The organism is Saprospiraceae bacterium (assembly GCA_016713025.1).
GTDB lineage: Bacteria > Bacteroidota > Bacteroidia > Chitinophagales > Saprospiraceae > OLB9.
In genome coordinates, this window is the sequence record JADJPZ010000004.1 from 3,898,896 (window position 1) to 3,917,235 (window position 18,340).

Here is an 18,340-nt window from a genome sequence, read left to right on the forward strand (position 1 = left end):
AATATGATCAAGCTCCCATTTTGTTTTATTTTTCTGCTGGGATTCATGGGTTTTGCGGCACAAACACAACCCATCTATCAGTCCCCTTCTGCAGGTACCAACTCTCGGTGGGTAAGTCCTGAAAATCCTACCGGCGAGAAAGGAAAAGGCGGACTAACCAACAAGGGCGCAAAAGGAAATGCATTTTACATTATTGCTCCCGGTGAAACCAAAGCAATATTTGACATAAAAGGTTCAGGCATTATTAACCGCATGTGGTTAAGTGGCACCATAGGTACTAATGCAGAACAACGTCGCGCAGTAAGGATGGATATGTACTGGGATGGATCGAAAAAGCCTGCTGTTTCGGCGCCGGTTGGTGATTTCTTTGGTATCAGTCATGGCTTGATAGCGAAGTATGACAACGAATTGTTTTCAAGCCCCGAAGCCCGTTCGTTCAATTTTACAATTCCCATGCCATACCGCAAATCAGCATTGATTACCATGACCAACGAATCTAATTCTGAAGTCTGGCTTTGGTACGATATCAATTTCCTGGAAATGGATAAACTGCCGGAAGATGCCATGTATTTTCATGCATACTGGAACAGGAATCTTAAAACCACTCCCGGCGTAGATTATGTAATTCTGCCTGAAGTAAATGGAATTGGCAGATTTCTTGGGACCAATATCGGTGTGATTGGAGACACTATGTACAAAGGAACCTGGTTTGGCGAAGGCGAAGTGAAAATTTTTCTGGATGGAGATGCTAAAAACCCTTCACTCGTTGGTACCGGAACAGAAGATTATATTGGCAGCGGGTGGGGACAGGGCGAATATGCCTGCAGGTATTTCGGCTCGCTGATATCAAATAAGGATCATGATATTTATGCTTTTTACCGATTTCATATACCCGATCCTGTATATTTTCATAACAATTGTAAGGTAACTATCCAACAAATGGGTAACGCTAACATTACCGAAATTCGCAAAATGATGGATAAGGGCGCAGATTTAATTCCGGTATGGTTTATCGGAAATGACAGCACCCGAACGTACCAGGGAAGATTGCTCGGTGAACATTCAGGGAGAAAGATCAGTGATAAAGATTTTCCGATGACAGGTGTTAACTTCTACCGAAGTGATGATGTTTCTGCAACAGCCTATTTTTATCTCAACAAACCTGAAAACAACCTGCTGGAATTGCCTCCACTCGAACTCAGGCTCAAATACCTGAAAGAAAAAGTATGGGATAAAGTTAAGTAGGCAGAGATTCTCACTGAATTAAATAATACACCATCATCAAATGTTTCCAATGCAAATGGTAAATATTCAAAACGCCTACTATCACATCCAACAAGGCAGCAAATACATGACACATAATCTTATTTATTTAGTCCTGATGATGTGCGACAAGAATTAAATGAAAATGTGTAGATCAATGTAGTGTAATTCATGAAATACGGAGTCTCATTTATTTATAATTTCAGGACATGTCCAAAGTAAAAATTTGTCCACTCTTTTTCAAATTACCAAAAACACTCACCTTTTTGATAAAATAATCAACGAAGGGCGTAATTTTGAGCCAAAATAAATAAAATATGGCATCCGGAATCTTTGCAATATTGGACGATATCGCTGTCTTGATGGATGATGTGGTGATGATGAGCAAGCTGGCTACAAAAAAGACTGCCGGTATTCTCGGCGACGATTTGGCTGTCAATGCTGAAAAGGCCACCGGTTTTGTCTCTTCCAGAGAATTGCCAGTATTATGGGCGATCACCAAAGGGTCATTTATCAATAAACTGATCATCCTGCCTGTAGTCTTTCTGTTGAGCTACTTTCTTCCGGTCTTGATCAAATACATCCTTGTTTTAGGTGGATTCTATCTGGCGTATGAAGGCGTTCACAAGATCATTGATACGCTTTTTCATAAAAAAAATGCTGAAAGAGATGAAGGACCTGAATATGAAGTGGAAATCACAGAAGATGAAAAAGATAAAATTAAGTCAGCCATCACGACGGATTTTATTTTATCTGTAGAAATCGTGATCATAGCCATGGGAACGGTTTTGGATAAAAGCTTGTCGATTCAGATCATGACAGTCAGTTTTGTGGCCCTTGTAGCCACTGTTGGGGTGTATGGTTTAGTTGGTATGATCGTCCGGATGGATGATTTTGGACTCATGCTCATCAGCAAATCCGGAGGAAAAAAAGCTTTGATTTCGATTGGAAATGGTTTTATTCGGTTACTTCCTTTGATTATAAGATTTTTGAGCGTGGTAGGTACCATAGCATTGATATTGGTGGCAGGTGGTATTTTTATGCATAATATAGAGTTACTACATCACTTGATGCCGACGACATGGCCATCCATTATTTCTGAATTTTTGTTAGGCATTGCCGGAGGTATTGCGGCATATTTTGTTATAACAGGGATGATGGCTATCTACAAAAAAGTTAAGAAAACTTAGATGATTTTCTGTGTTGTATAGACACTATCGATCTAAAATAATAACAAACCCACCTGCCAGCCGATACACATTTTGTGATGATAAAAGAAAGATATTTATTTATTTAAGAACTACTAAAGTTAATCATACAATCCGCTACCGTTTTGGTCGCATATTTTATCACTTGTAATATTCAAAGTGTATGTTTGATCATATTACAGAATTCAATAAAAAGTCTAAAGGAATTCAGATCTCTTGTTTTTTTTAATCTGTTAACCAGTTCATCTAAATATGGTTTATCAACTACACCATTCGGGTGGTTTTTTGAGTATCTAATATTTCTTTCTCTGTAACTACTCAGGTATATGCGTTCAAATCACAAAAATCAGGTCATTTTAAGTCAGACGAAGCTCTTTTTTGAGTGAATAGCAGGGCTATTGACGAAAAAAGCTGAAGTATCACTTAAAATGGGCATTTTTTGGTTGAACAGCCATGTACCTGAGTAGTTACAAAAAATTCAATAAGTTAAGTTAGACAAACCTAAATTAATGCAACAAATACAATTCTAAGTAGGCATACAATAAAATGGGAAGTTATTCACAAGCACCTATTCCTACACTAACATGTCTACATGACAAGCCCGTACAACACAGATCTTTAGGGTTTGGGGAACTAACGTTACATGGACATCTTATAGTCTGGCATGACCAATGAGGGCAGCCGCTGCCTTCAGAACTACCACTACCGCCTAATATAATCCTCATTTCTTTTCTCGTCAGTGATTTCTCCAACAACCCAAAACCAACTTTCATTGTTTTTAATTTAAAAACTTCCCCTCTCTTTTCAATCGCCTCCCCACAATACATGGTTCTGCCGGGTTAGGGTTAATTATCCCGTCTGCTTGTCACATCACCGCTGGCCGGCAGCTTTGTGGAAGGGTACAGAAATCCCTTTTTGTATCGTCTGATCATAAATACGATGCAAACATACATGCCACCGACGCCAAAATTTGGCGTCGGACAATTTTTTTCATTTTTATTAAAATATTTTTTCATAAGCTTTATCAATAAAGACATTTGTCAAAATAATGTTTTGCCCACTTGTATTTATACCTTCACCTATCCAATATTGTATGGTCGATGCTATGATGTGACCGTATTTTGATTGGATTTTTGGGTGATATCGCCTTTGTGACAATTTTAGGATTTTTTTTTGGCAAACTCATAAATTTTGTACTCCATGTTTACTCACCCCCGACCCCTCTCTTAAAGGCCCCTAAAGGGGAGACCAGCACTAATATTGAAAGCAATGGCGTAGGTCGTCTCAAGCGTAGCTTGACAGGCTCTTTAGGGAATGAGGGTAGCGAGGGAATTTAAGTATTTGTGCAGTTTTTTATACACAGTAACTACTCAGGTATAAAAGCATAAAAATAAAGTTGTAAAAATACAAAAAGAGTTATAACTTTGTACGACCAACCTTAAAGTATTGATATAGAACTTGATTTAAAATCAAGAAAATATCGAAAATTTATCTTCCATATTGTTTTAGTTGAGCAGCTTCGCCAAGAATTGGTCGAGGTAAAAGAAGAATTACGTCTTACCAAAGAAGAATTACGTCTTACCAAAGAAGATAACGAAAAATTAAAGGCAAGGATAATAGAATTGAGTCATAAAAAGAATAGCTCAAACAGTTCACTTCCTCCTCAACGGATATACAAAGAACAACAAAAAGTCTCAGACAAAAAAGTGGCAAGAAAACAGGAGGCCAAACTGGTCACGAAGGAACTACATTAGAATTTCACTCTGAACCCGAGGTAATTGATCACATTGACCAGACGTGTCCAGTATGCGGAACAATTTATATCGATGTTCCAACATTGAAAGAAAGGCGACAAGTCTTAGACATACCGCCCATTGCCATACAAACATATGAGCATAGGGTGTACGAAAGACGTTGTAGTTGTGGAGCTTGTTGTGTCAGTTCTTTTCCTGACCATGTAAAGAGTCCGATAAGTTATGGTCGAAACATTGAGACATTATGTGGATACTTTTCAGCCAGACAGTATGTGAGCGTATCCAGAATACGAGAGATGTTTGCAGACGTATTCAATCTAAACATCAGCGAAGGAACAATTGTCAATAAAATAAAGTCTTTGGCACAAAGATGTATGCCACAGTATGAAGAAATACAAAAAGAGGTACAACAAAGTAGCTGTGTGGGAACAGATGAAACAGGAGGCAAGGTAAACGGTAAGTTGCGATGGTTGTGGGCATGGCAAACAAGATTAGTCACCTTTATAGTAGTTTCATCAAATAGAGGCTTTGAAACTATTGAGAAGTACTTTGGCGAAGGATTTGTTAATACTATATTGGTCCATGATTGCTGGAAGGCACACTTCATCATAGGGGCAAAAGGACGTCAGATATGCCTAAGCCATATACTTAGAGAATTACAATACTTTATTGAAAAGAGAAATAAATGGGCTTACGAGTTGACTAAATTAATATGGAAAGCCTTGGCTCTAAAAAAAATAATGCTTACAAATGCTGAAGCCAACTATGAAACACAAATCAACCAAATTGAAAAAACACTAAACCACATACTGAATAAAGAGATACATTCCAAAGATAAAAAACTACATACTTTACAAAAAAGACTAAACAAACACCAACAATATCTACTTACTTTTCTAAAAGTAATGGAAGTACCACCAGACAACAACTTTAGCGAACAAGCCATCAGAAACGTAAAGGTAAAACTCAAGGTTAGCGGTCAGTTTAGGTCAGACCAAGGTGCTTCATATTATGCAGTCCTAAGATCAGTTATTGATACTGCTATAAAAAGAAATCTAAACGTTCTCCAAGTATTAGCTAATGCTTAACTTTGTACCTGAGTAGTTACCTTTCTCTTAAATATTCTGTACAATAATCTGCATGAAATTGAGAATGTGTGTTATAATTTTTATAAACACCCATTTTTTCAGGATCATTATTTTTGACATTATAAAACCTTATGAATTCAACAAGGTTACTACTTTTAGGATTTGACTTAAAAACTAGCCTGTTTCCTAAAAACCAAGTTTCAATACAACGATTTTGAGGAATCACTACTAATTCACAATTTTTTAGTTTAATGGCTTCATTTGCAACAAAATTTGTAACTTCTTGAATTCTTTCATTTATTGTGGATTCATCAGTATCAAGAATTAATACTAAATAGTTAAAATTTCCTAACTCATTGATTTCTTCAATTGACTTAACTAGATGATTATGAAGCAATACAGGAAATCCATTTCCATTGAACAGAAAGTAATTCTCATTTTTGGCTTGATAGGCCCATTGAACTTGTGAAAATTTTGGGATTAAAAATGACAACCAAGCAGGATAAACCTTTTTCTCGGTTCTTCTACCTTCTACTATGAAATATAAATTCATATTTCTGCGCCAGTTTGATATTGCTCGAGTTGAATTAACTGCATGAATGCATCATGTTTTGATTTGCCAATATTATATTCATAAGGATTATGTGTCTTTACTACTCCTTTGGTCCTTGTAACTAGTTTCCAATTTGAAAATCCAATATTATTTATTATATAAGGGTGGTGGCTAGTTAATATAAATTGGGTTTGCCTTTTCGAAGCCAGAATATCACTAGTTAATTCATTGATACAGTTTATTCCTAAACTGTTTTCAAATTCGTCAATTAAAAACACACTACCTTCACTGCAAAGATAAATTTCACTTATATGAATTAAGCTTCGAAACATTCCTGAAGAGATATATTCTTGCTTAATCCATTTTTCAACTCCTCTTTCCTTAATTTGAATAAAAGGATATTCTTTAAAGAAAAAAGGAAGGTCAACCTCATCTTCATAATCTAATGGTTCAACTTTAATATCTTCAACTTGTGGAAATATATCAATATACCTGTCACGAATTTGTTGAAAAGTTTTGAATGAATTTTTGTAACTAAGAAATAATTTTATTCTTATATCTTCAGCACTTTCTCGAATAGATTCAAGTGTTTTGTGTTTTTTTAATAATTTTTGTGTGTCAGAAAATTTAATTCTAAATGCCTCTCGAGTTGAATCTGTTTGGTCACTATAAATTATTTTGTTAAATCCATCGAAGGCTGGCTTTATTAAATCCTCTTCTTTTAGCAAATATAAAACACTCTGTTGATTCGGTAGCTTTACAGTTGATGACCCGTTAAAAATTATTGACTCTTTATCTCTGCTTACTACTATTTTGCTATTGACTTTAAGTTGTTCGTTGATTATTGAAGGTTTATTTCTTTTTATATCATCATCTTCATCATCCGAAAAGTCTAAATCTCCTTTGTTCTCAAACTCACCCTCCCACTCGTATGTTTTACCATCCAATGTCACAAAGTTTATATCCCATTTTATACCACTTATTGACTTTCCATCAGCAACCGACTTTAATCTCATTATTGACTTAAGGATTTGGGTCTTCCCTACACCTGATGCTCCAACTAATAAAGTAAGTTTATCGAAATCAGCTTGCTCAAGGCTCCACTTTAATGCCTTATCCTTATATGATAAGCTTAAAATTTTCATTTGTATATTTTTCTGCAAAGATAGCAATTTTACGAAATACTTGATTTCTTTTTAATGATTGAAGCTCGCCTAAATTATTAACAAATCTAAAGTCATTTTATTACTATTTCATCGATCTAAAACAACAACAAACCCACCTGCCAACCGATCCACATTTTGTGTTTGTAAGATCCGCTATCACCATCGTAAACAGAATTTTTGACAAGAGATGCAACTTGCCCATGGATGGCAGAAGTTGGATCATACCAGAAATGATTGAGTGTGATGCCCGTTCTGATACCTATTTTTTTGAAAGGTTGCCAGGATAGACCCAACATCAGTTGGTTGTACATATTGAAATTCCATTTTGTAAAATTATCTACATCATGAGTATTTCTTACCGTCGCATCTGCCTCAAAATTTATCTTTTTGCTGACTGGCAGAGAAGTGGCAATGCCCATACCTGCTTGTACAAACCTGTGGTCTTTGTCTTTGGCATTGAATCCTCCAAAATAGTGCATATGCAGCGGTGCCCAACCAGAACGATAACCCAAATTTATGGTGCCCAGTTCGTTGGTAGATAATTCTAATTTGTGATAGCCATTTTTCACATAATTGATCAAACCTATTGAAAGTCCTTTTTTGACAAAATTGGCACGATTGAATACACCTATTTGTAAACCTGTGAGTGTGTCGCACGTATTGACCAACCCAGAAATTTGTACACCTTTGATATTGGCAGCATGATTGTAAAGTCCTGCTATCTGTAGGAAAGTGGTGGCGCTGTCTACCGTATTTAGCAGTCCGCTGATCTGACCACCTTTGACTTTTACTGCCCTATTGTATAATCCACCGATCTGAAGTCCACGAATTGTATGCGTTTTCTGATAGACGCCTGAGATCTGGATTCCATCCGTAATACTGTCATTATTGTTGATGACACCTGCTATTTGGATACCCTTTACATTGCCTTTGACAGTATTGAGGACACCGCTGATCTGAGTACCGGTCACATTTTCTGACACGGCATTGACTACACCGGCAATTTGTACACCGTACACATCTCCGTCGTCGTAATTGTACACACCGCCTAACTCTACACCATGGAGACCTTTGGAATGTCCACCAATAATGTTGAGCGAAATAGTGTTTCTCGTATGAAAAGAAAGTAATTTATTGGTACTGATAGGCGGTAGAAGTGATAAGGAAAAACTGTTGAGTATCGTATCATTGATATTGATCAAACTAATATTTTTCTTTCTCTGTTTCTCCCAGAAACTCTCATTGTAAGTACTTTTTTTTACCATAGGGGTTTCAGGTATTCTGTCATTATATAAAGAGCCTATCAAAACTTCTTTTTTAGTCAATGAATCAAACTCAGAGATTCTGACTCTCGGAAAAGACCTTAATTTAATATTCAGAGATTGACTTTCTGAACCGACTATGACTAAGGAAGTGTCCACATAGTTGGCTTTCGCTACATTGATCCTGATCTGTTTGATATTGTTTGGCAGGCTGAAAGCAAACTTTCCCCGACTATCAGAATTGACGAGTATTTTATGTTTTTTTACGAAAACACTGGCGTCACTGATGGGTTCATCAGATTGTGGGTTGATGATCGTTCCGCTGATGCTCAATAATTGATTTCGTTCCTGAACTGAAGATTTGATGATGAGGTATTTTTCTTTTATGACGATTGTAATATTGAGTTCACTTTCCAGGACAGGAATGACATTTCTAAGTGTCATTTTAGTGACCTGAATACTCATTTTGCGGTCATCATCAAACTCACTGAACGAAAATATAGCACCTGTCTGCCGTTCAATATCTTTGAAAACAGCTCTTGCAGATTTATTTACATGATTTAATGTTAACTCTGTGTTGAGTATGGTTTGACCGGATACTACGTTCATCCATGTCAATGCCCAGATAGTGATGAAAGTTCTTATTGACATGGTTTTCCTTCGATTATATATTGATGGTTCTGATATTGATACTTAAATCCTAAAGTCTCCGTGATGATGGTGATAATGGTCGCTACTTCTTCATCAAAAAATTGTGTAGTAAACTTACAATCACCAATACTTTCCGGCACCAACCGGACGTCAATATCGTAGGCTTCTTCCAATAGAGTCACGGCATCTGCCAATCTGGTATCTTTGAAATCAAATTTGACTGTTTTACTGTCTATGTCTGTGATGATTTTCTTTTGTGATCTGATGTACCATGCTTTTTCACCTGCTTTTATGATGATTTCGCTGCCATGGTCGTCATACAGTCGCACGATACCTTCATTGACGACTACATAAACGGTATCAGAATCTGGCTCGCTTTCGACACTAAAAATAGTACCAAGGTCTTCGATAAATACACCTTGTGATTCTATAATGAAAGGCATTTTTTCATCGTGAATAACAGAAAAATCAGCCTTCCCTGTGAGTGATAACTTTCGATTCGATACACCATAATCCTTGTCGAGGATAATCATGCTATTTATTCCCAGTGTCACAGCACTGTTGTCTTTAAGTTTTTGATGTACAGGCTTATCTGAAGCGTAGATTTCGGAAACGTGATTTTCTTTCTGATTTATTAAAAATATCACTGCCACCATACCTACTAAAAAAATTGCTGCAACACCATATGCCCAGTTAAAACTTTTGACTGGCGGAGAGATATTTTTATGGATTTTATCCCATGCTTTTTGATGATCCGGTATAGCTTTTTCTCTCTTGGAAACCAGTAGAAACGTCTGCTCCATATTGTCAAAATATGCTCGATTTTGTGGAGATGTGGTCAACCATTCTTCTATACTTATGGCTTCTTCGGGACTTGCTTCACCACAAAGGTATTTGGTGATGATATCATCATTTATATTTATATTGTTCATCAGAAGAAAATTAAAAGGTTAAAAATAATGACCTGTAGGTAATCAGAAAGGTGGATTCTCAGGTTTTTTAATGCTTTACCCATTTGGTTTTCAATAGTCTTAATCGAGAGTTTCATATGGTCAGCTATCTCCTGATACCGCATGCCTTCATAGCGACTCAGTGTAAATATCTTTCTGCACTGATCGGGCAATGCATCAATTGCTTCATTGATTTTTTCAGTGACTTCCTGCAAAATAGCAGGGTCGCTATCTGACGTATTTGCATCCTGTGAAGATACTGAAGCAATATATTTTTGAGATACTTTTTCTCTTTTGATCCTGTTCATACACTTGAAATACACACTTTTATACAAAAAGGCCTGTATCGATGTGTGGATGACCAATTTATGTTTGTCCTGCCAAAAATCCATAAACACGGACTGTACAATGTCTTCTGCATCCGACTGATTTTGTACCATAGTCATGCAGTATCTGAACATTCCATCATAATGGTCAGAAAAAATTTGCTCAAAAAGGGCTTTGTCTTCGACCCTTAGATGCTTTATTTGGGGAATAATATCACTCATGTCACTTGTCTTAACGTTGGTTTTTGCTATTAAGTTGAAATCTTTTGAACTTAGGTAGGTTGAATAATCTTCACATACAAAATTATCACTTAAACTGTGAATGATTGAATGGCAAACGGTCAAATCCTCTGGCTTATTTACCCAACCCATCCCTCCCCTGCCTTTCCGGCAGGCAGGCTTAAAATGGAGGGAGTACACTCGTTCTTTGATTTTTAATACTTTCATTATAAATGTCGGAAATTTTTCAGCCTGTTTATTCAATCGGTTTTTTATCGTACTTAGTTGCAGTTTTTAAGCCTTCCTGTACCATTTATTTTGGAAGAAATCACAGGTGATCCTTTAAAACAGACTGTTCCATTACCGTCAATGATGACATTAAGACTTTCAGTGGTAAATGTATTGACTGTGGCATTTCCATCGATCGTGATTTGTGTGTTTTTTACTTGCATCTCATGACCATGGATGGTTGCATTTCCATCCACAATGATGTCAAGTCTTTCTGATTGTCCCTTGAGGTCTGCCTTGGCGTTGCCATCTATATCCAAAACAAGAGATTTTAGCATCTTAATATCCAGATATAATGATGCGTTTCCATCTACAGTGCATTTCAAGCTTTGACTTAAATTGTCCAGTCCTGTTTCAGTATCGACTTTCACATTTCCGTCTATGATCAATTCGTTGAGGTCAGGAACTGTGATCCACAGTTTTGCATCCTTAGAACTAAAAATACAATTATTCCTTATCCTTGCTTTCCAGGTGACATTGTTCACTGTTGATCTTTTTTCCAGATCATTGATCATGTCTTCTTTACCTTCTATGACGATTTTTTGTACACTTCCTTTTTGGAGGATGACTTCACAAGGGAAATCCAAATCCAGTTTATGAAAAGTACTGATTTTCAATTCTTTGCGTACAATGGCTCCATCATAACAATCAAGTACATCACCCAATCCACAGCTCATCAACAGTGTAATCATCAATAATAAACCTACATTTTTCATTTCAATATTTTTTAAATTGTTTGAGATAAGAGTATTTTTAAAATTCTACTTTATAAGACAATACCGGCACAAAAGGCATCATCGTCCATTCTTCCATTTTATCATTTGCGATGTTGTAGGTGAGGCCGCCAATGTTTCTGTTATTGGTCGCATTCATCAGGTCAAGGGATAAGGTTGATGTCATCTTGTTTTTATTTCTCTTGAATTTGATGCCGACATCCAGCTTATAGAAGTCTTTGAGTCTCACACTGAATGGATTCAGTTCATCTCTCACTTCTTTTTGTTGTGCCTGTGAGGCAAGCCTGTCTATCGGTGTGTCAAACTGCCCGCCAACCCATGCATTTTTCAGGTTAAACCCCAAAGTATTTCTTCGTGATTTACCAATTATCCATTCTTTCCCTACTGTGATGACGGACGTAAATCCTGAATTGAAACGGGTATTGGTCCAATCAAGTGACGGTGTTTTATACTTGGAATCAAAAACTGAACCTGTCACTATATAATACCAATTGTTGTGTAAAAACCTTTCTAACGTCAGTTCAACACCCATATTTCTACCTTTACCATCATTGACCAAACCAAAGTCAGGAAACAAAAACTGCTGATTGATCATGGCAAAATTTTTATTTTGCCCCTGCCCTACAGGTATTCCATCAAGATGCTGATAGTACATTTCTGTCTTTAACCTTGTATGGCTACTGATATCCAGATTGTGAGTCAGAACAAGATGATGCGCTTTGGTAAAATCAAGGTCTTCATTCACCAGTCTGCCTTCATCTGATTTGACAAAATAAACAATCAATGGCTGTATCTGGCTATGTCTCCCATATGCAATTGCAATGTTTGAACGTTGGTTGAATGTATATTGGATATTTCCTCTTGGCTCTATGGTTTGTTTTTTATTAAGCATAAAGTTGGTGTAGTGAAAGCCAATATTGGCCGACCATTTTTCATTGAGTCGGTATTGCATTTGGCTATAAACTCTTGCCATATTGGTATTGTCTTTATTATTGATGATATTGGACAGGTCAGTACCATTTTTATAATCATTGTATACCATCCGATAGCCTAATCTATCAAAATATCCGCCACTACGCCAGGTGATCTTCGGGTTCACTTTCTGTGTATAATGGATAGCTGCAAAAACTTTGTCTGTGAGATTTTCGATGTCATATTTGCTCAGATATGTATATGAAGGATAAACGGTCCTTTGATCATCTGCGAAACCTGATTTTGTAGTTCCATAGGCTATAATGGCAGACAGAAATCCATTATTTTTGGTAGAATATGTAAATTTAGCACCATTTACAGACATATTGCTGATAAACTTAGCGTCGTATCTGTGATCAAGTGCACCATTTTTTTTGTCAAAATCTTCAAGTGTCTCTTCTATATTCTGATTGCTCCATCCATTGATACCGAAAATAGATATGTTTCCTCCTTTGAGAAGTGGTAAATGGATATTGTATGAAAGGTCACTGTAATTGAGTACACCTGACAAATCCACTCCCAATTTGCTGATAAGTGACAAAGTGGAATATCTGTAATTGACCAGATAGGAGCCTTTGTACTTTTTGCTGAATGGTCCTTCGAGTGCTGCTTCCATACCGAGAAATCCGGCTTTTAGCGTAAATTCTCTTTTGCTGTCATTACCTTTTCTTAATTTGATGTCAAATACACCACCCAAAGCATTGCCATACTCTGCCGCAAATGCTCCGGTTGAAAAATCAGAATTGGACAAGACCTGAGAAGACAACACCGATACACCACCACCAGACGAAGCGACATCACCAAAATGATTGGGGTTGGGGATATCAATGCCTTCCATACGGTATAGAAGTCCTGATGGGTGATTTCCTCTCACAGATACATAGTTATTTCCATCATTTGTGGGTACAACACCGGCAAATGACTGTGCCATACGTGCAGGATCATCCACAGCACCTGCAAATTTACTGCTCTCCTCTACTGAAAATGTCCTGGTACTTGCATATGCCAGCGAATTGACAGTCTTGGATTTATCAGCTTTACTTGTAATGACCACTTCATCCAGGGCTTTGATTTCTTCTTTCATAGCAATATTGAGCACAAGTTCTTTTCCGCTTTTGACTTCGATATTGGACATATAAGCTACATAACCAAGATAGGAAACTTGCAAACTATGTCTTCCCAAAGGCAAGGATTCGATGCGAAAATCACCATTTTCGTCCGTGATGGCAGATTGGTTTTCGTGGTGGATGACATAGACGAGCGCACCGATGAGCGCTTGCTGAGTAACCTCGTCTTTTACGGTGCCACGGATATTGTACAATTGATCTGCTTGAGCAAATAAAAACTGACTTAACAGCAGACTGGCTGCAAAAAATAAAAATTTAAAACGATTCATTTTCCTTTGTTTTGGTAGTATGAAAACAAAGGAGGGTTTTACCCCTATATGTGGGATTGAAAAATTTTATTCATAGTGTAAGATGAAGTTGTCGTACGATAAATTTATCTTACGATATTTTTATCGTAAGATGTAAAAACTCTTTATATGTTAGAACAAACATAAATCATTCGCTTCAGGACATTGTTGGAGAATTCGGGAACATTTTATTCCTCATGAAAAAGGCTGAGTTGTGCCGGTGGGGGCAATAATTGAAAACTTAATCTGTGATACTCTGTAACACCATAATTTTGGATAGCTGCCCTGTGCGCTTCTGTTGGGTAGCCCTTGTTTGTGTCCCACTGATAATGCGGATATTTTTTATGCAATTTTTTCATATAATCATCCCTGTAGGTTTTTGCAAGGATAGAAGCTGCCGCTATGGAAGTATAAATGCCATCACCTCTGATGATACAATCATGTTGTACTTTTTTATAAGGTATAAATCTGTTACCATCAATGATGATATGGTCAGGTCTGGTTTTTAGTTTGTCCAAGGCTTTGTGCATAGTTCTGACTGAAGCCCAAAGAATGTTATATTTATCTATGTCTGGCGCATCCATTTTGCTTACGGCATAGGAAATCGCCTCACTTTCGATGATATATCTGAGTTCGTCTCTCTTTTTTTCTGATATTTGTTTGGAATCATTGATGTCAGGGTGATAAAAATCGGAAGGTAAAATCACTGCAGCTGCAAAAACCGGGCCTGCAAGACGGCCTCGACCTGCCTCATCACAACCAGCTTCAGCTATTTTTCCGGAATGATTATTTAATAGTGCCAATGAAAAAGACTTTGAACAAAGATAATCACCATCATTGGGTTATTAAAAACTTTTGATGTTTAAAATAATTAATATTTGACAATCAGGTTTTACTAAAAACCATTTTCCATAAGTATCTTAATGACCTGATTTTCAGTAAGTTTTGTGATTTTAGATATAAAGGGTACTTCTAATCCTTCTTTTTTCATTTCAATGACGATGGTGATTATATTCGCCTTCATTCCTTCTTCACGACCTTTTTCCAGACCTTCTTCAAGTCCTTCTTCACGGCCTTCAAACTTGGCTGTTTCCAGCATACTCCTACTGATCACCCGATCCTTGATGTAAGCTTCGTATTCGTATTTTGTGGTGGTATCCATCTGGTCTATCTTTAATAAGTGAGCAACTTTATTCAATCCTCTTGCTTTTGAGTTTTCGGGGACAGCATTATGTTTGAAGTAATAAATCCAATCATCTAAGGAATCCCGGGACAAATCATTAAACCGATTGACTTTGATGATGTAATATTCAGGATATATTGCTGATATGTGCTCGATATTGAAGGCTTTTTTTTGGCCTGCATTGATCTGCAATATATCCCTGGTGTGGATACCTTTAAATTCTGTAGTACCTTTATAAATGTAGTCATCTCCTTGACCCAAGTCAAAATAAACAATATTGATGGAATAAATCTTGCGAACCTTGTCATATGGATCACCTTTTTCTAAGTAATCGACGATCAACTTACTGCTGCCATACAACATACGATGCATATAGTCAAGCTCACTATTATATTGGAGTTCAATGAGAATCAATTCTTTATCTGAAGATTCGCAAAGGATATCTACTTTATTGATTTTGCTGTACTCTTCGGCAGCATTTGCCTCTGACTCAGGAATGTTGATGATTTTCATCTCGCGATGGAGCAATTCAGATAAAAATCCTTCTAACACATCATAGTTTGCCTTCTGACGCAACAATCTCTTGATGGCCCAGTCAAAACTTATCAATGGTCTCGAAGAATCACTCATAACACTTCAGAATCTATCTTAGAACTACAAAATTAAGTAAATAATTCCATTTTCAAGCAAAAAGATTATTGGTCATGCATCCCACAATTTAACTGAAAGCCTATTTTGATATTGTTTGTTGAATTTTGATTTAAAGAATAAAATGCTTAAGTAATTCAATTGCATTTTTATGCACAGAAATATCCTGAATCTCTGATCAACCCTTACTCATACCTCAATGCCTCGATAGGATCGAGCCTTGATGCTTTCAATGCAGGATAAAGTCCCGAAACCAAACCTACAATTATACAAACGGATATACCCAACAATATCCAATTCCAAGGGATAAAAAATCTTCCTTCTACCATCACAGAGACACCAAATCCCATTAAAATCCCCAGGATGATACCCACCAATCCACCCATGAGACAAATGACCACAGCTTCTATCAAAAATTGCATGAGAACATTTTTTCTTGTGGCACCTATGGCTTTTCTGATGCCTATTTCTTTTGTTCTTTCTGTCACAGAGACGAGCATGATATTCATAAGACCTATAGATGCACCCAGCAAGGTGAGCATAGCTATCACGACGGTACTCCACCGCAAAGTAGAAGTCATTTCCTTGAGTTGATTTAGGATGCCGTCACTTTTACGGATTTCGAAATCATTGGCTTCAGAAACTTTAAGTTTTCGCACATTTCGCATGGTTCCGATAGCCGTATTGATGGCGTCATCCATTTCATTGGGATTGGCCACGGCCACAGTGACGTTATAAGGTTTTTCTGCATAGCCGTATAGCACTTTGGAGTTAAATAAGGGTATGAACACACGACTATCATTTGATCCACCTGATGAAGCTCCTTTGCTTTTGAGTGCTCCAATGATTTTGTATTTGTTACTGTTGATATATACATCACTTGAAACCGCCTTTTCAGGTTTGTCCAGAAACAGCTTTTTGACGATTTCGCTACCTATGATTACTTTATTGGATGTAGAGAAAATCTCATTATTGGTAAAATTTCTGCCGGCTGCCAACTCAAAAGCAGAGGTATTGAGGTAGTTTTCGTCTATTCCTATCACCCTTATAGTTGGATTGGTTTTTTTATCGCCTGCTTTGATAGTAGCATTGCCCACACAGAATGACTCAACAGAAACTTTAGCTGCTCCATAGTGATAGGAAGATTTAAAATCCATAGCCTGATCGAAATATATTACATCAGCTGATTTTTTACGTCTGCCACGGTCGTTGCTTCTCAGGTTCTCTGACAATGGCCTTACACTAAAGGAATTGGCTCCAAGTCTGTTGAAATTATCACTCATACTAAATAGTATACTATCTATAGCTGTAAGAATTCCAACTAAACAAGTGATGCCTACGGCAATGATGAGCAAGGTCAGCATTGACCTGAGAAAATTGGCCTTAATAGAACCTAAAGCAAGAAATATATTTTCTAAATAGTGCATATTCTGACAATAAGCGTAAAATTAAGCAGAATTCATCAATATAGCTCAATAAAATAGAAGTATAGACAATAATCTCCGACTAAATCGCAGGGATATTTTGAAATTGAATTATTTTTGGAAAATATTTACACTTGTGGGTTGGACTTTTAAGTTGAAGAGTATGGTGTAAATTGATTAAATATTTATGTTTTTACTGCAATTTAATTCATAAAAACCTATTGGAAATGGAATTATTGTTTCAGCCAGCTCGGGCATATAAAAATTTTACTTATGATCATTTTCTACCAATAGTACTACTTTCTTCATTTTTTATACTTGCCATCTGGGTGAGCCAAAGATATGATGAAGAAAAAAGACATAAGTTTGCTTTTTTTATTTCCCTGATCCCATTTATGGCTGTTGTCACAAGGATGATATGTACTAGCTATGAAGGTATTTTTTCTATACAGGAGGAACTACCACTTCATCTGTGCAGATTGATATCGATGGTGCTTCCGGTAGTCATTTGGTTGAAAAATATAAAATGGCTCAACACACTCTATTTTCTCATTATTGTCGGGACTTTACAAGCAGTCATCACCGCAGATTTGCAATATACGATGCCTCATTACAGTTATTTTATTTATTGGATATTTCATGTAAGCTTGGTCTGGATTCCTGTGTACATAGTATTGAGACTTCGTATTACCCCTGGTCTCAAGGATATGATCAGGGCATTTATTGTTGGTAATATTTACCTGATGTTGACATTGATCATCAACTTTAGCATCGGATCCAATTATTTTTATACCAGACACAAGCCACCGGGAGGCTCTCTTCTAGACCTGTTTGGTCCATGGCCCTGGTATATTTTAGTCGTAGAAGGGGTGGCCGTTGTATTATTCATTCTGGCTTATCTGCCGTTCTATAAAAAAGAAAACAGGCAATCAACTTTTTGAATGCCTGTCTCTAATCATTAAAGCCACATTTAAATCTTTCAGTTGTTTTTCATGACACAAAGATAGGGACTTATAACCAAACTATGAATGTACAATATTCATCAGTTTGTTACTTTTAAGATGTTAATAATTTTTGTAACCTTTTGTAAAATAATAACTTATGCCAAATATAATGTTATTTTCAACATTTTTTGAATGTCTTTACGGAATAATATTTTGCAATAATTTAACATTGATTTAATTTATATTTAAGATAAAACGGATGGTTTAACTTAGAGTATGTTTAAATTTTTATT

At 36.6% G+C, this 18,340-nt stretch carries 17 protein-coding genes; 5 read left to right on the plus strand and 12 right to left on the minus strand.

The window, feature by feature from the left end:
* Positions 1 to 3: 3 nt before the first annotated feature.
* Both IPK35_22945 and IPK35_22950 read left to right on the plus strand, forming a co-directional pair.
* On the plus strand, positions 4 to 1,245 hold the full coding sequence (locus IPK35_22945) for a DUF2961 domain-containing protein (protein MBK8056046.1): 1,242 nt from the start codon (positions 4 to 6) through the stop codon (positions 1,243 to 1,245).
* A 335-nt stretch (positions 1,246 to 1,580) separates the two neighbouring features.
* Positions 1,581 to 2,453 (plus strand): DUF808 domain-containing protein, encoded by an 873-nt coding sequence (locus tag IPK35_22950; GenBank protein MBK8056047.1) that lies wholly within the window; start codon positions 1,581 to 1,583, stop codon positions 2,451 to 2,453.
* Between the two features lie 572 nt (positions 2,454 to 3,025).
* Here the strand turns inward: IPK35_22950 and IPK35_22955 are convergent.
* Together IPK35_22955 and IPK35_22960 are read right to left on the minus strand one after the other, a co-directional pair.
* Positions 3,026 to 3,244, minus strand: a complete 219-nt coding sequence (locus IPK35_22955; protein ID MBK8056048.1) for a hypothetical protein — start codon at positions 3,242 to 3,244, stop codon at positions 3,026 to 3,028.
* Positions 3,245 to 3,316: 72 nt separating this feature from the next.
* Positions 3,317 to 3,487 (minus strand): hypothetical protein, encoded by a 171-nt coding sequence (locus IPK35_22960; protein MBK8056049.1) that lies wholly within the window; start codon positions 3,485 to 3,487, stop codon positions 3,317 to 3,319.
* Between the two features lie 513 nt (positions 3,488 to 4,000).
* Here IPK35_22960 and IPK35_22965 point away from each other — a divergent pair.
* Both IPK35_22965 and IPK35_22970 read left to right on the plus strand, forming a co-directional pair.
* On the plus strand, positions 4,001 to 4,225 hold the full coding sequence (locus tag IPK35_22965; protein MBK8056050.1) for a hypothetical protein: 225 nt from the start codon (positions 4,001 to 4,003) through the stop codon (positions 4,223 to 4,225).
* Positions 4,144 to 5,313 carry an IS66 family transposase gene (locus IPK35_22970; GenBank protein MBK8056051.1) on the plus strand — a complete coding sequence of 390 codons (1,170 nt, stop codon included), beginning with the start codon at positions 4,144 to 4,146 and terminating at the stop codon, positions 5,311 to 5,313. Before IPK35_22965 ends, IPK35_22970 begins: the two co-directional genes overlap by 82 nt.
* 16 nt (positions 5,314 to 5,329) lie before the next feature.
* Here the strand turns inward: IPK35_22970 and IPK35_22975 are convergent, their stop codons facing one another.
* The 10 genes from IPK35_22975 to IPK35_23020 all read right to left on the minus strand — a co-directional run bounded on the left by IPK35_22975 (position 5,330) and on the right by IPK35_23020 (position 17,106).
* The gene (locus IPK35_22975) at positions 5,330 to 5,866 is read right to left on the minus strand and encodes a hypothetical protein (protein ID MBK8056052.1); all 537 of its coding nucleotides are present in this window, start codon (positions 5,864 to 5,866) and stop codon (positions 5,330 to 5,332) included.
* On the minus strand, positions 5,863 to 7,011 hold the full coding sequence (locus IPK35_22980; protein MBK8056053.1) for an ATP-binding protein: 1,149 nt from the start codon (positions 7,009 to 7,011) through the stop codon (positions 5,863 to 5,865). The genes IPK35_22975 and IPK35_22980 overlap by 4 nt, the downstream gene beginning before the upstream one ends.
* Before the next feature lie 116 nt (positions 7,012 to 7,127).
* On the minus strand, positions 7,128 to 8,945 hold the full coding sequence (locus tag IPK35_22985; GenBank protein ID MBK8056054.1) for a hypothetical protein: 1,818 nt from the start codon (positions 8,943 to 8,945) through the stop codon (positions 7,128 to 7,130).
* The gene (locus IPK35_22990; GenBank protein ID MBK8056055.1) at positions 8,936 to 9,877 is read right to left on the minus strand and encodes a FecR domain-containing protein; all 942 of its coding nucleotides are present in this window, start codon (positions 9,875 to 9,877) and stop codon (positions 8,936 to 8,938) included. The genes IPK35_22985 and IPK35_22990 overlap by 10 nt, the downstream gene beginning before the upstream one ends.
* Positions 9,877 to 10,668 (minus strand): RNA polymerase sigma-70 factor, encoded by a 792-nt coding sequence (locus IPK35_22995; GenBank protein MBK8056056.1) that lies wholly within the window; start codon positions 10,666 to 10,668, stop codon positions 9,877 to 9,879. Before IPK35_22995 ends, IPK35_22990 begins: the two co-directional genes overlap by 1 nt.
* A gap of 53 nt (positions 10,669 to 10,721) precedes the next feature.
* Positions 10,722 to 11,444, minus strand: a complete 723-nt coding sequence (locus tag IPK35_23000; protein ID MBK8056057.1) for a DUF2807 domain-containing protein — start codon at positions 11,442 to 11,444, stop codon at positions 10,722 to 10,724.
* A gap of 37 nt (positions 11,445 to 11,481) precedes the next feature.
* Positions 11,482 to 13,830, minus strand: a complete 2,349-nt coding sequence (locus IPK35_23005) for a TonB-dependent receptor (GenBank protein ID MBK8056058.1) — start codon at positions 13,828 to 13,830, stop codon at positions 11,482 to 11,484.
* Between the two features lie 206 nt (positions 13,831 to 14,036).
* Positions 14,037 to 14,651: a ribonuclease HII gene (locus IPK35_23010; GenBank protein MBK8056059.1), complete on the minus strand. Its 615-nt coding sequence runs from the start codon at positions 14,649 to 14,651 to the stop codon at positions 14,037 to 14,039.
* Positions 14,652 to 14,743: 92 nt separating this feature from the next.
* Positions 14,744 to 15,661 carry an Rpn family recombination-promoting nuclease/putative transposase gene (locus tag IPK35_23015; protein MBK8056060.1) on the minus strand — a complete coding sequence of 306 codons (918 nt, stop codon included), beginning with the start codon at positions 15,659 to 15,661 and terminating at the stop codon, positions 14,744 to 14,746.
* Positions 15,662 to 15,864: 203 nt separating this feature from the next.
* Positions 15,865 to 17,106 carry an ABC transporter permease gene (locus IPK35_23020; protein MBK8056061.1) on the minus strand — a complete coding sequence of 414 codons (1,242 nt, stop codon included), beginning with the start codon at positions 17,104 to 17,106 and terminating at the stop codon, positions 15,865 to 15,867.
* A 224-nt stretch (positions 17,107 to 17,330) separates the two neighbouring features.
* Between IPK35_23020 and IPK35_23025 the strand changes: the two genes are divergently transcribed.
* On the plus strand, positions 17,331 to 18,044 hold the full coding sequence (locus IPK35_23025; protein MBK8056062.1) for a TIGR02206 family membrane protein: 714 nt from the start codon (positions 17,331 to 17,333) through the stop codon (positions 18,042 to 18,044).
* Positions 18,045 to 18,340: the final 296 nt, after the last annotated feature.

Bases quoted from the DNA above. Each gene is read 5' to 3' on its own strand.
- IPK35_22945 (MBK8056046.1), top strand. From the start codon at position 4: ATGATCAAGCTCCCATTTTGTTTTATTTTTCTGCTGGGATTCATGGGT.
- IPK35_22950 (MBK8056047.1), top strand. From the start codon at position 1,581: ATGGCATCCGGAATCTTTGCAATATTGGACGATATCGCTGTCTTGATG.
- IPK35_22955 (MBK8056048.1), bottom strand. From the start codon at position 3,244: ATGAAAGTTGGTTTTGGGTTGTTGGAGAAATCACTGACGAGAAAAGAA.
- IPK35_22960 (MBK8056049.1), bottom strand. From the start codon at position 3,487: ATGAAAAAATATTTTAATAAAAATGAAAAAAATTGTCCGACGCCAAAT.
- IPK35_22975 (MBK8056052.1), bottom strand. From the start codon at position 5,866: ATGAATTTATATTTCATAGTAGAAGGTAGAAGAACCGAGAAAAAGGTT.
- IPK35_22980 (MBK8056053.1), bottom strand. From the start codon at position 7,011: ATGAAAATTTTAAGCTTATCATATAAGGATAAGGCATTAAAGTGGAGC.
- IPK35_22985 (MBK8056054.1), bottom strand. From the start codon at position 8,945: ATGTCAATAAGAACTTTCATCACTATCTGGGCATTGACATGGATGAAC.
- IPK35_22990 (MBK8056055.1), bottom strand. From the start codon at position 9,877: ATGAACAATATAAATATAAATGATGATATCATCACCAAATACCTTTGT.
- IPK35_22995 (MBK8056056.1), bottom strand. From the start codon at position 10,668: ATGAAAGTATTAAAAATCAAAGAACGAGTGTACTCCCTCCATTTTAAG.
- IPK35_23000 (MBK8056057.1), bottom strand. From the start codon at position 11,444: ATGAAAAATGTAGGTTTATTATTGATGATTACACTGTTGATGAGCTGT.
- IPK35_23005 (MBK8056058.1), bottom strand. From the start codon at position 13,830: ATGAATCGTTTTAAATTTTTATTTTTTGCAGCCAGTCTGCTGTTAAGT.
- IPK35_23015 (MBK8056060.1), bottom strand. From the start codon at position 15,661: ATGAGTGATTCTTCGAGACCATTGATAAGTTTTGACTGGGCCATCAAG.
- IPK35_23020 (MBK8056061.1), bottom strand. From the start codon at position 17,106: ATGCACTATTTAGAAAATATATTTCTTGCTTTAGGTTCTATTAAGGCC.
- IPK35_23025 (MBK8056062.1), top strand. From the start codon at position 17,331: ATGGAATTATTGTTTCAGCCAGCTCGGGCATATAAAAATTTTACTTAT.